Origin of the sequence: Paenibacillus sp. FSL H8-0332, assembly GCF_037963835.1 — a bacterium.
In the GTDB taxonomy this organism is placed as follows: Bacteria; Bacillota; Bacilli; order Paenibacillales; family Paenibacillaceae; genus Paenibacillus_AQ; species Paenibacillus_AQ rhizoplanae.
Map to the genome: position 1 here is coordinate 4,661,627 of NZ_CP150145.1, position 15,981 is coordinate 4,677,607.

The window sequence follows — 15,981 nt, forward strand, 5'->3', positions numbered from 1 at the left end:
GAGATGTCATCCTTTCAAAAAAACCTTAAAATTTTAATGAATTTTAAACAAGAGTGTACCGCCCTCTTTCAAGGGCGGCAGCTCCTTCGTTATCTCAATTCTTGTAGAGCAAGAACCATTCTTACATGGAATCGTGGAATGTACGGTTGATAACATCCATCTGTTGTTCACGGGTCAGCTTGATGAAGTTAACAGCATAGCCGGATACGCGAATGGTCAACTGTGGATAGTTCTCTGGGTGATCCATAGCGTCAAGCAGCTGCTCACGGTTAAATACGTTAACGTTCAAGTGCTGAGCGTTATTGTGGAAATATCCATCCATCATGAATACCAGGTTGGACTTACGGGAATCTTCGTCTTTACCCAGTGCCTTAGGAACGATGGAGAAGGTGTTAGAGATACCATCTTGTGCATCAGAGTAAGGCAGTTTGGCAACAGAGTTCAGGGATGCCAGGGCGCCCTTCTTATCGCGTCCGTGCATTGGGTTAGCACCAGGAGCGAATGGTTCGCCTTTTTTACGTCCATCAGGAGTAGTACCAGTCTTTTTACCATATACAACGTTCGAAGTGATAGTCAGTACCGATTGAGTCGGCACAGCATCACGATAAGTTTTGTTTTTGCGGATCATCGACATGAAGGTTTCAACCAGTTCAACAGCGATGCCGTCAACAGCGTCGTCATTGTTACCGTAGCAAGGGAATTCACCCTCAGTTTCAAAGTCGATGGCAATGCCTTCTTCGTTGCGGATTGGCTTAACCTTAGCATATTTGATTGCGCTCAGGGAGTCAGCAGCAACGGACAGTCCGGCGATACCGCAAGCCATCGTACGCAGAATGTCGCGGTCATGCAGCGCCATTTCGATACGTTCGTAGGAATATTTGTCATGCATATAGTGAATGATGTTCAGCGTGTTGACATAAGTCTTAGCCAGCCATTCCATCATTGGTTTGAAGCGTTTCATTACTTCATCATAATCCAGATATTCAGAAGTGATCGCAGGATATTCAGGACCTACCTGAGCACCGGATTTCTCATCTTTACCGCCATTGATCGCATACAGCAGAGCCTTAGCCAGGTTGGCACGGGCACCGAAGAACTGCATTTGCTTACCGATACGCATTGGGGATACGCAGCAGGCAATTGCATAATCTTCACCCCAGTATGGACGCATAACATCATCGTTCTCATATTGGATAGCGCTGGTCTCAATGGATACCTTGGCACAATATTTTTTGAAGCCTTCAGGCAGCTTCTCGGACCACAGTACAGTCAGGTTTGGTTCTGGAGCCGGTCCCAGATTGTACAGGGTATGCAGGAAGCGGAAGCTGTTTTTGGTTACGCGAGTTGTACCGTCTTCAGCCATACCACCGATGGATTCTGTTACCCAAGTAGGGTCGCCGGAGAACAGGTCGTTATAGTCAGGCGTACGCAGGAATTTCACGATACGCAGCTTCATTACGAAATGGTCAACGATTTCTTGAGCTTGTTCTTCAGTCAGAGTACCTTCTTCAAAGTCACGTTGAACATAGATGTCAAGGAAGGAAGATACGCGTCCAAGGGACATTGCCGCACCATTCTGCTCTTTAACAGCCGCCAGATAACCGAAGTATACCCATTGTGTAGCTTCTTTGAAGTTGACAGCCGGTTTGGAGATATCCATACCATGAGCTGCAGCCATTTGTTTCAGTTCGCCAAGAGCACGCATTTGCTCGGACAGTTCTTCACGCAGACGGATAACTTCTTCTGTCATGGAATCCACTTCAAGCTCAGTCAGTTGTTGCTTCTTGTCTTTGATCAGGAAATCAATACCGTACAGAGCAATACGGCGATAGTCGCCGATGATACGTCCGCGGCCATAAGCATCAGGAAGACCTGTGATTACGCCCGATTTACGCACAGCTCTCATATCTGGTGTATATGCATCAAATACGCCTTGGTTATGCGTTTTGCGGATGTTCGTGAACATGTCAACGATATTCTGCGGAAGCTCGAAGCCGTAAGCCTTAGTAGCATCGATCATCATCTTGATACCGCCGAACGGTTGGATAGAACGTCTGAAAGGCGCGTCAGTCTGAACGCCGACAATCTGTTCCTTGTCCTTGTCAATGTAGCCTGGGTTATGGGAAGTGATGGTGGAGACAGTATCGAGGGAAACATCCCATACGCCGCCTCTTTCTCTTTCTTCCTTACTCAGTTGGGAGATAATCTTCCACAGTTCAGTAGTGTTGCTGGTAGGACCTACGAGGAAATCTTCATTTCCTTCATAAGGCTTGATGTTCTTGGCAATAAAGTTATTAACGTCAACTTTCTTAGCCCATGTACCCTTTGTGAAATTTCTCCAGCTCGACTTAACCTCTTGTACTTCTTTTTCAATCACCGACATGCTAAATCCCTCCATTTATATTTAGTATATTTGTAGAGATCGCGGGCTTGAAGGTTAATCCCGTGTCTCGTGATCCCTTAGCTACTGGTTGTTATAAAATTCACAATCGTGACTGTATAACTGGGATCTTTGTTTATATAAACATTTTAGTTTATTTTCTGAAAAAGGACTGTGACAAATATCACTCTTTCGGTGATATTTGTCACTTCCATCCAGTCCCATATTAACCTTTAACCTTATTCTTCGCCAGGCAACCGTTAATTAGTTATCGAATTTTCCGTAGAATGCGTTGCGGTATACATCGGCAAGCTCAGATACCAGCGGCATTTTAGGGTTGGCAGTTGTACATTGGTCTTCAAATGCACGGTCAGCCAGGTAATCTACGCGGGCTTCAAAGTCCTTAGGATCGAAACCAAGAGCCGAGAAGGATTCTTCGATACCGAGTTTTTTGTTCATGTCGCGGATGGCATTGATCAGGCTGGTTACGCCTTCTTCGGTAGTACGAGCCGGCAATCCCAGAATACGGGCGATTTCGGCATACCGTTCGTCAGCTACAAAGTGCGAATATTTAGGGAACGAAGCGAACTTCGTAGGCTTCTTGGCATTGTAGCGGATAACATGCGGCATCAGGATCGCATTGGTGCGGCCGTGTGCTGTGTGATACTGTCCGCCCCATTTGTGCGCCAAGCTGTGGTTAATCCCCAGGAATGCATTCGCAAATGCCATACCGGCAAGTGTTGAAGCGTTGTGCATTTTCTCACGGGCCAGCTTATCGCCTTGCAGTGCGGATTTCTCCAGCCACTGGAATACCAGCTGAATCGCTTTGATTGCCAGACCATCGGTGTAGTCACTGGCCATTACAGATACATAAGCTTCGATAGCATGGGTCAATACGTCCATACCAGTATCGGCAACAGCAGTCTTAGGCAAGCTGTATACAAATTCCGGATCGATAATGGCTACATCTGGAGTCAGCTCATAATCGGCCAGAGGATACTTCGTATTATTGCCTGTTGTCTTGTCTGTGATAACTGCGAATGATGTTACTTCAGAACCGGTACCCGAAGTTGTTGGAATCGCAACGAATTTTGCTTTGTTGCCGAGCTTAGGGAATTTGTATACCCGTTTGCGGATATCCATGAACTTCTGCTTCAGACCGTTGAAGTCTGCATCCGGATGTTCGTAGAACAGCCACATGCCCTTGGCAGCATCCATTGGGGAACCGCCGCCGAGTGCGATAATGCAGTCAGGCTGGAATCTGTGCATCATTGCCGCGCCTTTTTCTACAGTAGTCGTCGATGGATCTGGTTCAACTTCCGAGAATACTTCGATCGCTACAGGAGTCTGACGCTGGCGCAGATAGTGCTCCACTCTTTCCACATAGCCCAGCTTCACCATCATAGGGTCAGTAATTATTGCTACACGAGTGATATCAGGCATTTTGGCCAGATACTGAGTGGCTCCCTTTTCGAAGTAAATCTTGTCAGGTACTTTAAACCATTGCATATTCACGGTACGACGGTTCACCCTTTTCACGTTGATCAGATTGATTGCAGTCACGTTCTGCGATACCGAGTTGCGTCCATAAGATCCGCAGCCCAGTGTCAATGAAGGGATATTGGTGTTGTAAATATCGCCGATTGCGCCGTGTGTGGATGGCGAGTTGACGAGAATACGTCCGGTTTGCAGACGGTTGGAGAACTTCATGATGACTTCTTCATTATTGGAATGGATAGCCGAGCTGTGGCCCATGCCGCCAAATTCAACGATTTGAGCTGCGCGTTCGATACCCTGGTCAGCATTCTTCACTTTGTAGCAAGCCAGAACCGGGCTCAGCTTCTCAGCGGACAATGGATATTTAGTGCCTACACCTTCGAGCTCAGCTACCAAAATCTTCGTTCCGGCAGGAACCTGAATGCCGCACATTTCAGCGATCTTCACTGCGGATTGGCCAACGATAGCCGGGTTAACCGCACATTTCTCAACGTTCATTGCGCCGCTTGTCAGCTTGGCAGCTTCTTCTTTGTTCACAAAGTAACAGCCGTTTGCAATCATTTTCTTCTTCACTTGATCGAAGATAGCTTCTTCAATGATGACTGCCTGCTCGGAAGCACAGATCATACCATTATCGAAAGTCTTCGACAGGATAAGGTCTGTTACAGCCTGATCAATGTCAGCACTCTTCTCAATGAAGGCAGGCACGTTACCAGGACCTACGCCGAGTGCCGGTTTGCCGCAGCTGTAAGCTGCTTTGACCATTGCCGATCCGCCGGTTGCCAGAATCAGTGCAACGTCCGGATTGTTCATCAGTGCGTTTGTTTTGTCCATCGTAGGAAGTTCAATCCATTGGATGAAGTTCTCAGGTGCGCCGGCTGCTACGCCTGCATCATGCAGAATTTTGGCTGCTGCCGCACTGCACTCTTGCGCCGACGGGTGGAAACCGAATATAATAGGGTTACGTGTCTTTGCGGAAATCAAAGCTTTAAACATCGTGGTGGACGTTGGGTTGGTTACCGGTGTGATACCCATAATGATTCCGACGGGTTCAGCAATCTTCTGGAAGCTGTCATAAACGTTATCCTCAATAACGCCTACAGTCTTGTCGTACTTAATTCCGTGCCAGATATATTCAGTGGAGAAGATATTCTTCGTAATTTTGTCTTCGTATACTCCGCGTCCTGTTTCTTCAACAGCCAGTTTGGCCAGGTACATATGCTTGTCGAGTCCGGCCAGCGCCATTGCATGAACGATTGTGTTTGTCTGCTCTTGATCCAGGCCCATGAACGCTTCGTGGGCTTTCTTTGCTTTATCCACCAAAACCTGAATATACTCTTCAGCGGTGGTTTGTTTCACTTGGGCGGCGACTTCGTTTTTAACTGCCATCTCCCTCGTCCTCCTGTCAATTTTTAGGTTGTTTCTTTCTATACATTTATCTTAGCACATCCTTTTCACCTTGTATAGTGAAATCTTTCACAAAGTATAAAGTTTTTTTTGAGTTGTTTTCAAAGCGCTTTCATTCGATCATATATCGGTATTTATTCCATATTATATGTAATATTTAATTGATATTTGTCTAATCTGCGAACGCCAACCCGCAAGCTGTAGCGTTGATGGCCCCTCTTGCCTTTCGATGCCGGGTGCGCCTCGGAAATTCTGCTCACGAATGTCCAGCCGTAACTTCGGTTCATACGGTGCTCTTCTATAGACTCACTCAGACGGTGAATATAAATATAAATCTCAGCTAACAAGCGGAAACGCATTGCCATCCTTTTAAAGGACGGTACCGTTTCAGCGAGAAAGATAAGGATAATTATAGCGCGAAGCATATAAATTCTTATCTTTTAAAAAAAGGGAGACAGCGTCTCTGCTGTCTCCCCCTTATTCATCTCTTCCCCGACTCTAGGGAAAGCCATCTTAAGCTACTCTGCCTTAATCGTATCGAAGAATTTCTGCTGGACCATTGCGGCCGCCGCATCAAGCTGGGTCTTCGAGTCTGTGCCTTCCTTGGCGAACAGCTCCTGGATCACGTTGGACATCGTTGCATAATAGTCCTGTGTGTTGTACTGGGCTTCAGGCTTGCCGTCCAGCAGCGCCATGATTTCGGGACTGTACTGATATACAATGTCGTACTTGTCATAGACGGTCTTGGTCTTCTTGCCGAAGTCGGAATCCGCAGCATAGTAATCCAGAAGCGGCGGGATGTAGTATTTGCCGTCCGTTTTACGCTGGCTGATAATGGCGTCGAGCGCTTCCAGGCCTTTATCCGAGAAATAGTCGAAGGTAATATAACGGAAGGCCATCTCCTGCTCATCCTTGCTGGCATTCGGGTTGATGACCAGATAGTCGCCGCCGAGAACACCGGTATGCTTGCCGCCCTTCTCAGCCGCAGGCATGGGATAGGTCAGCACATCCTCAGGCTTGAACCCGCCCTGGTTAAGCGCCTGTTCAATGACACCGTCTGATCCGGCCATCACCATCGCGGTGCGGCCCTGCTGGAAGGCGCCTACAGCATCGCCCCAGCCGAGCGCCCAATCCTGGGGAACGGCCCCAGCTTCCCATCTCAGCTTCTTATAGAAGTCCAGCGCTTTGATCCCGGCTTCGGAATTGAAGGTTGCAACCACCTTGCCGCCTTCAATCTTCTGGATCTCTCCGCCTGCTTCAAACAGGAAGTTGGTCCAGTTCCAGCCAGCTTCGTTGCCCTTACCCATTGGCGCAATCCCGGAGATTCCCTTCTTAGGATCGGCCACTCCTTTGGCTGTGTTCAGCATGTCGTCCCAGGTCCAGTCCATTGGAGGTACAGCTACACTTTTGTCATCAAGCATCTTCTTGTTGATCATTGTTGTAGTGACATAACCCTTCTGGGTTACTCCATACACCTTGCCGTCAATGATGAACTGGTTCTGCAGCACAGGATTGATCTGATCCTTGAACTCATAATTGTTCCACAGATCGGTGATGTCGGCTACCCAGCCCTTCTCAATCAGGAATTTGGCTTCGGTGGCATACGTGTTGAAGAAGGTAGGCGCTTCGTTCGCAGCCATCTTCACCCCGATCTCGCTTACATTATACTGCCAGTCGTCCTTGACAATCTCCACGTTCGGATAGACTTCCTGAAACCGCTTGATTTTGTCATCCTCCTGCGCTCTTACCTCGGTCAGGTCAGGCGTAGGATAGTGGATTTTGATCGTTACCTTTTTCTGGGTAATATCATCGGCCGGTGCCTGTGACGGGGTTGCCGACTCTTCTGCCGCTTGGGTAGCCGCTGGTGCAGGTGTCGCTTCTCCCCCGTCAGCCGCCGGCTTGTTGCCGTTACTATTGCCCCCGCAAGCGGACAATAAGGTCCCCGTGACCAGGAGGCAGGCGAATACGCTGGAAACTTTACGCATGGTAACTCCCCTTTTCCATATCATAATGAGCTTACAAATTCATCTTAAAAGAGAAACCGTTTGCAAACGAGGTGTATTTATATTCCCTTCATGTGCAGGTTTACGATCTCTACCGGAACTTATCCTTCTGCCTAGCCTTTGACCGCCGACAATGAAACTCCGCGCATAATGAACTTCTGGAAGACCAGGAACACCAGGATCGGCGGCAGAGAGACAATAAATAGAATCGCAAATTTGATGTTCGTGTTCAGTGCTTTTACATTGATAACGTACTTATAGATGGCGGTAGCGAGCGTATACTTCTCCTCACTGTGCATGACCAGCGACGGCCAGAACCAGTCGTTCCAGGCTGTGGAGAAGATGAAGATCGCCAGTGTTGCAAAAATCGGAACCGACAGCGGCACCGCGATGGTGAAAAAGCTTCTTGGCTCCGAGGCCCCGTCCATCCGCGCGGCTTCCAGAATCTCGGGATGAATTCCGTCGAAAAAGTTCTTAAGCAGCAGGAAGAAGAACGTGTTCGCGCCTGCCGGCAGCCAGAAGGCCGCATATTGATTGAGCAGACCCAACTCCTTCAGATTGACAAAGTTCGGAATCATATAGCTCGTGGCCGGAATGAACAGCGTCATCAGGAAGAAGAAATAGAAGGCCTTGCGGTAAGGCACATTCATCCGCGAGATACTGAAAGACGCGAGTCCCAGTACAATTAAGGTAGCGACCATATTTCCTACAAAAATATACAGGGTGTTCCGCAGAAACATGGCCAGATCGATATAATTCAGCGCATCCTTCAGATTGCCGAAATGCCATTCCTGCGGGAAAAAATGCGGCGGAAAGGAATTGACCTCGATATTCGACTTCAGCCCGTTGAACATCGTCATGAGGATGGGGTACAGCATGCTGAATATCATCAGGACAATGAACAGCACCATAATTCCGTAAACAACCCTGTTGCTGGTTTTCTTAAGATCATGCTCCGAGAGAATCCCTCTGTCTGCGCTCTTCATCCTAGTTGTCCTCCTTGTTAAGCTTGAACTGAAGAATGCCCAAACCGCCCAGAACAACAAACATCAGCATCCCCAGCGCAGTCGCCGTACCATAATCCAGTCTGGTAAAAGCATACTTCACAATAAGCAGCGCATACGTCAGCGTAGCATTGTTCGGCCCCCCGTCCAGTAAGGCCATCTGTGACTGGTAGCCCTGTGAGGTGGCAATGACCTGAAGAATTAGCATAAGCAGGATTAGATTACGCAGCGAAGGCAGGGTGATGTGGCGGATACGCGCCCAGACTCCGGCTCCGTCAATCTCGGCGGCCTCATACCAGTCCCGGGGAATACTAAGCACCGCAGCAAGATAGATCAGCATCCCCGAGCCGAACTGCTGCCAGGTCTCCATGAAGACCAGCGAGATCATCGACCACCGGGTATCTGTCAGGAAGGCGATCTGCTCCGCTCCGGTGCTGCCGATGACGGCATTAATCGGTCCAACCGGATCATACAGCCAACGCCACAGCCCGTATAGGACTACAGCAGGCATGACATATGGCAAATATGCGGCAACGCGCACGAATCCACCGAATTTCCGCAGCTCAGAGATCGCAATGGCAAAGGCAATCGGAACCCAGAAGCCGATCACCAGGCAGAGCAGCATATAGTACAGGGTGTTTTGGACAGCAATCAGCACATCGGGGTCGGTAAGCGCCCTGGCGTAATTGTCCAGGCCGACGAAGGTATTGCCTTTGACGAAATCAACGGTGTAGAAGCTGTACAGGAACCCTTTGAAGATAGGCACCCACATAAACATAATGAAGATAATCAATGCGGGGACAAGAAACATCACACCCCAGTAATTCTTTTTCCAGCGGTTCTGCTTGTACGGCTTGTTCTCCAGCTCCGCTGGAAGGTGATCATGTAACGCAGCAGACTGATTCATTCCGGCTCCCTCATTCCTGTCGTCTTTCAGCACTTTACGGGAAAGCGCCTCCTGTCTTTATTGTAGGAAATGAGGGAGAGACTTAACATGTCTATATCTATGGCAATCGTAAGCGTTCTTACTTCTTCAACTCGCTGGGGCTGAGCCCAAAGTATTTTTTGAAAATTTTGCTAAAATGCTCCGGCGACTCGTATCCGACCCGCTCCGCAATCTCATACCTGCGCAGATCGGTGTTCAGAATCATCTCCCGGCTGTCCTCCATCCGCAGCTTAATGACATATTCCCACAGGTTGTAACCTGTATTCTTCTTGAACAGATAGCTCAGGTAATTAGGGCTGACATGATTCTTTTTGGCTACTTCATGGATCGTCAGCCCTTTCTGGGCGTAATTCCCGTCAATATATTCCTTCGCCTTCTGCACAATCAGATTGCTGTGCGTATGCAGCTCCTCGGGCGACGGATCAGCAGCATAGTTGTTCCAGTTGAAATCCCCATAATAGAACACAAAATGATCGGGTTGCTCGTTGTTCCAGAGGATCGCCTTCGAGGCTTGCCGGTTCAGCACATCCATGAAGCTCAGCCCCTTCAGAATCTGGCTGATGCCGATAACAGCACTCAGCTGCAGGTAGCGGTGAATATTAAAATGCAGACTGCGTCCCAGCATTTCAAGACGGCTCAGCTGGCCGGTGGTTGGCTCCTCGTAGCTCTGCTCATCCCACTGGATGATGACCGTAATCTCCTGATCCGGCGAATAAAAGGCGGTGGAATTCCACTCCTGATCCAGCAACTCCTTGGCGATATTCAAAGCAGCGTAACGCAGCAGGCTATGATCGCGGGTAGTGTACCTCTGCTCAGGCCGGTCTTGCGGCAGGGGGAGCTTGATTTTGATCACCGCAAAAAACGGCCCCTGCAGCCTCAGCTCATCCAGCTTGCGCAGCTTCTCCTCTGCCCCCAGCACCGCCGCAGTCTCTGTAAGCAGACTGTTCAGCAGCTCGCTGTACTCGGGAAGCGGCTCCTCGAGGCGGAAGCGGTCTCCATTACCATCCATATAAGTAGCCAGCTCCGGCGACGGTCTATTCATCTTCAGGACGACACTGCGCACCGAATCCAGGAACTGCTCACTGTTCAGCGGCTTGATCAGATAGTCCCTCGCCCCCAGGCGGACGGCCATCTGGGCATACTGAAAGGTCTCATGCGCAGAGATGACGATCGTCTGCACCCAGGGCTTGGTCATTTTGGCATGCTGCATCAGTTCGATCCCGCTCATAGCCCCCATCTGGATATCAGTCACAAGCAGGTCGATCTCCTCCATACGGATACAATCCAGTGCCTCATATCCGCTGCCGGCCGTATAGATATGGTCAATATCCAGCCCGGAAGCAGCCAGCAGGCTGCTCAGTCCTTTGCAAATGAGCGGCTCATCATCAACAACCAGTATATTGAACACCGTATTCTCTCCTCTACTCTATAGTCTCTGACTTCGGAAGGATCACACTTACTATCGTGCCTCCGCGTTCGCGCGGTCCGTAGCTGATCCCGTAATCCCCGCCGAAATGCAGCTGCACACGCTGATGGATATTGCGGATACCGTAGCCGTTCACCGGGTTCGGACTGTCATCATTAAGTATCTGTTCGATAGCCTTATAATCGACCTGCTTATAGCCGTTATCCTCAATGGTAATCCGAATCCGGCCATCCTCCAGCACAGAGGTAATAATGATTTCGCCGTCCTCCTCCATATGCTTAACCCCGTGGATAATGGCATTCTCGATCAGGGGCTGCAGGGTGATCTTGGGGATCAGATTCCTGGTGGTCTCGGGAGCGATATTCCAGATAACGGCGAACACATAATCATGCCGGTGCTGCTGGAGCTTGATGTAGGCACTGGCATGTTCAAGCTCCTCCTCGAGCGTGATCAGCTCCCGGCCCCGGCTTAAGCTGATCTTCATCAGCTTGGATAATTCCTTGATCATTTCCGCGGATTCCACGTTGCCTTCGAGCGAGCTTTTCCAATAAATACTCTCCAGGGTGTTGTACAGCAGATGCGGGTTGATCTGCTGATAGAGCAGCTGCAGCTGCGATTCCTTCTGCTTCAGCTCCATCTGGTATTTGTACATAATCAGGCTGTTGAGCCTGCGGGCCATATCGTACGTGGCGGTAATCAGCACACTGACCTCATCGTTGCTGCCTCTGCGGGGAGTCTCGGGCACACGGTTGCCCGGCTCATACTTGCGTACAAAAAAAGCCAGCTTCTGCAAAGGGGTCATCAGCGAACGCCAGAAGTAGGTAATGATGATCAATCCGAACAGCGCGTAGGCCACTGTTATGTATTGAATGACGCGTTTCATTTCGTTCTGCTGCTGGAGCAGGGATTTGACGGGTACCTTGTAGACCAGCTTTTGCTCAAAGGCATGATTGTTGTTCACCACATAGATGAAGTCATCCGTGATAATATCCTCGGTTCCCTCAGGATCTCCCGCCTCCGAGCCGTCCGGCAGAACGATCACCTCTCCGGTTGAATTCGTGGTCGAGGCCAGTACACGGTTGCTCATATCCGTCAGATAGATTTCCCCGTCCGGCAGTGAGATCGACCTTAGCGATTCACCGATCTTCGATTCCATCTTGGTCACCACCAGCACGCCGAGCGTCCCTTCCCCCCGGTAGATATTATTGACAGCCCTGACATAAGTGAGCGTCTTCAGCTCTTCGGCCTGCGGACTCAGCTTATCGGTGAACATCAGGTAACCTCGGCCTTTCTGCTGCACTACCTGATCGAACCAGTACGGCCGTTCCTCCTTGGAGAAAAAATAAACCCCCGCCTTCTTTACCTGCGGAAAATTGGGGGCGAAAAAGTAGTAGTTATCAGGATCATATACGTATAGCGAGTAGTAAATGCCGTCACCCCGCTCCGCTCCTTGCGAATAGCTCCCGAGCAGCTTCTCGATGGTCTCGTAACGTTCCACACGCTCCAGCACCGTATCATTTCCGCTCATATTAAGCTGCTGCAGGACCGGATTCTGGATGACGGTGGTCGTTATTTTGTTCACCGTATCGATGTCTCTGTTAATGATGGCAAAATTCTGCTTGTTCAGCTCCACATAGGCATTGGTCACATGGTGCTTGAGAATCTCCTCTGCCTTATAGTTGCCGTAGCTGTTCAGAATCAGAATAGGCGTAATCATGATCAGGAACAGCAGAATCAACTGCTGCTTGACACTGAGTCTGACAATGGGTTTTACAAGCGTGGACAACATCTGGATTCACCTCCAGTTCCAATAATACAAGTGGAAACGGCGTTGCCGTCCTTTTAAAGGACGGTACCGTTTCAGCGAGAAATAGAAGGATAAGTTATCGTGTGAAACATATAAGTTCTTATATTTTAACAAACCTACAAGCGCTTACACAGGTTTATTTCAAAGTTCTTTATGTCCATTTGTATGGAGTTTTTCAGCTAAGTAAAAACCAGCCCACACACGAACATCCCGCGTTGGACTGGTTTTATAGTGTTTCCTCCTGAGCACATTGCGCCGGACGGCTTATGCTAGCTGTAATTCTTCCTCTACTGTTCTCAAAAAAGCAAGCACAGCCACAATCATCTGCTCCAGCCCCTGTGGTTCAATCGGAAAATGACCTGCGCCCTCTAGAATCACAGATTCTTTTCTGCTTTTAAGATGGCCATAAAACGGTTTACTGAAGCGGTAAGGAGTCATAGGGTCTAATTGAGGATGAACGAGTAATACCGGACACAGGTCAAAATGCTGAGGTTCCAGGACCGGTTTCATATTTAGAAATGTTCTTAATAAGCGTAAAGGGATTTTTGTGCCTGCCGCATGGGAATCATTCATAATAAGTCTGGTCAGTTCGGCGTTGTTCGTGATCAATTTCATCCGGGATACTTTATTCACAGAGATCTGCAGGGAGTCTAGCAGGGCAGGGAATTGATTCATACACCATTCCCCTAACCGGCTAATGAGTATGTTGGGAGCTAACTGATCACGAACCTTCACATCACTCGTATCCACAAATGTCGTTGCAATTAACCCTTTGACCTGCTTACTTTGTACTGCGGTGTGATAAGCTAACATGCCTCCAATACTGGAGCCCAGCAGAATAACAGGCTTGCCGTCCCTTCTAAGCTCCTGTTCGATCAATTCATTAAGGATGTCAATCCAGAGCTGATAATCTAGTGATTCCGCTGAATCAGTATAGCTTAGACCATAAGGCGGCAGATCCGGAGACACTACTTCATAACCGTAGGTTTGCAGCATTCGTGCATAAGGAGCGAGCAACCGGCCATTGCCGCCAGCTCCATGAATGAAAATGATTTTTAAAGGTGCATCAGGAGCAGGCATACGATCCAGATGAATATGAGCATGGTTCCAGGTCATCCACTCTTCTGCGGGTAAACGGGCTTCATTGATCTGCATGTCATCCGGGAAAAACTTCTGATATTGCTTCCAATAGGTCACCGATTGATTATAGGATGAATCCTTGTTCATGAATAAGCTGTTCCTCTCTCAGGGGACCGGGATTTCTTTCTCCAGAATAAAATCATCCATAACAAATCCATTACCGATATCCGCTATTTGTTCCCGTATCATCCGGAATCCTTTTTTCTGATATACCGCAATGCTGGATTCGTTATCACGATTGACTGTCAGCCAGATATGAGTCAGATTACGGTCCTGACACAGCTTCTCCAGGAAGGCCAACGCTTGGCTGGCGTAGCTGCGCCCCCTGTACTCCTTGCCTATATAGAACTTGCTCAGGAAGAGTTTCCCTTCATCTTGTCTGGCCGACATATATCCCACCGTAGAGCCTTCCCCGCTATGGATTAAGTAATATTCGTAACCCTGCTCATGGATCTGCTGCGTAATCGCTGGAACCGATTGGTACTTGTCAAGCATATACTCGATCTGCTGGGAAGTAATAAGGGTGATATAATATTCGCGCCATATCTCTGCCGCCAACAAGGCAACCTCAGCGGTCTCTTCCGCTGTATGCACGCGTGAAAACATAAGACTCATAATATGTACCTGCCTTTCCCGGGTCTCTCGAATCACCCTATCCGTAGAATATTATAAATTAATATAGCAGCATAGTCATCTGAACCAGTTGTCTAAAGGTCTCTACCCCTGCAAAAAAGAACGTCCTGCTGCCGACCGGCAGCGTGGGACGCCCTTTATCAAAGGTGATTATTTACCGTCCCCTTGGACGCGGGCATAGATACAGAAGTTCACGCTCTCGTATACCCGTTCAATTGCAGCCATGAGGCACAGGCATCCGTCCATGTCTTGGTGTGCGGCTCTTCAGGGGCTAAGCCCAGACCGTGTACACCGTGCGCATAGATATGCAGATCGAATGGAACCTTATGGCGGCTAAGACCTGCGGCGAACAGCAGGCTGTTCTCCACCGGGACATAATCATCATCAGAGGTATGCCAGAGGAACGTTGGCGGCGTGTCCGGAGTCACCTGGAACTCGCTGCTGAGCTTAAGCGACAGCTCTGCATCGGGAACGGCTCCCAGCAGATTCTCCTTCGAGCCTTGATGTGTCACCCCTTCGGTCATTGAGATGACCGGATAGCATAGAATGAGGCGATCCGGACGGCTGGACAGCCGCTCCAATGGCTCCGGGTGATCAGGATTGCCCAGATCATAAGATACCCCGGCGGTAGAAGCGAGATGTCCACCCGCTGAGAAGCCCAGAATGCCGAGACGGTCCGGGTCAATTCCATATTCGTCCGCCCGGAAGCGGATCATGCGCAGCGCTCTCTGAGCATCCAGCAGTGCACTCGGGTATTGGTAAGGCGCAACACGGTAGCGCAACACGAACGCGGAGATGCCCAGTGTATTCAGCCACTCCGCTACCGGACCGCCTTCATGGTCGGCACGCATTGCATACCCTCCTCCCGGACAGACCAGAACAGCGGCATTCCCCTGACCTTCGACTAAATACGGTGTAATCGCAGGCTGATCCTCTTCACTGGCTCCCAGCGCTCCAGGCGCACCTTCAGGCCATAGCAACAACGTTTCCATCATCATCCCTCAAGCTTTCCTTCTATAATAGAATAGATAATAGAGGAAAAAAGTTCCTCAAGGGCCATTCTATCAAGCTCTTACAATTCATGCAATCCGGATATCACCAGATCCGCTGCCTTCAGCACTTCAGGCTTCCCGATGCCGACCACCTGCATTCCTGCAGCCTTGCCGGCGGCTACTCCGGCCTCGGCATCCTCGAATACCACACAGTCCTGCGGCTGCAGCCCCAGCTCCCGGCAGGCGGTCTGGAACACCTCAGGGTCCGGCTTCGCCCTGGCTACCTTATTGCCGTCAATAACAACGTCGAACAGCCCCGCAATATTCAGCTTATCCAATATGAATTCCGCATTCTTACTCGCAGAGCCAAGGGCAATAGCCACGCCGCGTGCTCTGAGCGCATTCAGATAGGCTCTGACACCGGGCAGCAGCTCAGATTCGTCCAGTCCGGAGATATATTCCACATAGAGGCGGTTCTTCTTCTCCGCCATCGCCAGCTTCTCTGCTTCGCCGAAGCTCAGACTGCCGATCTGAAGCAGAATATCGAGCGACCGCATCCGGCTGACGCCCTTCAGCCGCTCATTGTCCTCCTCGGTGAACGGGAAGCCCAGCTCCCCGGCGAGCGAGCGCCAGGCCAGATAGTGATATTTCGCCGTGTCTACAATCACGCCATCCAGATCGAAGATAGCGCCCTTCATATGCTCCAGCATCGTTAACATTTCCTCTCTGAAATAAATCTGAAACAT

At 49.6% G+C, this 15,981-nt stretch carries 11 protein-coding genes; all 11 read right to left on the bottom strand.

What is annotated here, in order from left to right:
* Positions 1–121: 121 nt before the first annotated feature.
* Positions 122–2,383, bottom strand: a complete 2,262-nt coding sequence (gene pflB, locus NST43_RS20340) for a formate C-acetyltransferase (protein WP_209984474.1) — start codon at positions 2,381–2,383, stop codon at positions 122–124.
* Between the two features lie 261 nt (positions 2,384–2,644).
* Complete coding sequence (gene adhE / locus NST43_RS20345) at positions 2,645–5,266, bottom strand: bifunctional acetaldehyde-CoA/alcohol dehydrogenase (protein WP_339218997.1); 2,622 nt, start codon at positions 5,264–5,266, stop codon at positions 2,645–2,647.
* A 536-nt stretch (positions 5,267–5,802) separates the two neighbouring features.
* Positions 5,803–7,269 (bottom strand): extracellular solute-binding protein, encoded by a 1,467-nt coding sequence (locus NST43_RS20350; RefSeq protein ID WP_339218999.1) that lies wholly within the window; start codon positions 7,267–7,269, stop codon positions 5,803–5,805.
* Positions 7,270–7,400: 131 nt separating this feature from the next.
* Positions 7,401–8,273, bottom strand: coding sequence for a carbohydrate ABC transporter permease (locus NST43_RS20355; protein WP_339219000.1), 873 nt, complete (start codon positions 8,271–8,273; stop codon positions 7,401–7,403).
* Between the two features lies 1 nt (position 8,274).
* Positions 8,275–9,102 (bottom strand): sugar ABC transporter permease, encoded by an 828-nt coding sequence (locus NST43_RS20360; protein WP_209985128.1) that lies wholly within the window; start codon positions 9,100–9,102, stop codon positions 8,275–8,277.
* Between the two features lie 214 nt (positions 9,103–9,316).
* Positions 9,317–10,645 carry a response regulator gene (locus NST43_RS20365; RefSeq protein ID WP_339219002.1) on the bottom strand — a complete coding sequence of 443 codons (1,329 nt, stop codon included), beginning with the start codon at positions 10,643–10,645 and terminating at the stop codon, positions 9,317–9,319.
* A 13-nt stretch (positions 10,646–10,658) separates the two neighbouring features.
* A complete protein-coding gene (locus tag NST43_RS20370) occupies positions 10,659–12,452 on the bottom strand; it encodes a histidine kinase (protein ID WP_339219003.1) in 1,794 nt (597 codons plus the stop codon).
* A 282-nt stretch (positions 12,453–12,734) separates the two neighbouring features.
* Positions 12,735–13,697, bottom strand: a complete 963-nt coding sequence (locus NST43_RS20375) for an alpha/beta hydrolase (protein ID WP_339219005.1) — start codon at positions 13,695–13,697, stop codon at positions 12,735–12,737.
* An 18-nt stretch (positions 13,698–13,715) separates the two neighbouring features.
* Positions 13,716–14,225, bottom strand: coding sequence for a GNAT family N-acetyltransferase (locus NST43_RS20380; protein ID WP_209984498.1), 510 nt, complete (start codon positions 14,223–14,225; stop codon positions 13,716–13,718).
* A 209-nt stretch (positions 14,226–14,434) separates the two neighbouring features.
* Entirely contained in the window at positions 14,435–15,235 is an 801-nt protein-coding gene (locus tag NST43_RS20385; protein WP_339225482.1) for an alpha/beta hydrolase, read from the bottom strand.
* A gap of 80 nt (positions 15,236–15,315) precedes the next feature.
* Positions 15,316–15,945 (bottom strand): beta-phosphoglucomutase, encoded by a 630-nt coding sequence (pgmB, locus tag NST43_RS20390; RefSeq protein ID WP_209985133.1) that lies wholly within the window; start codon positions 15,943–15,945, stop codon positions 15,316–15,318.
* Between the last annotated feature and the right edge of the window lie 36 nt (positions 15,946–15,981).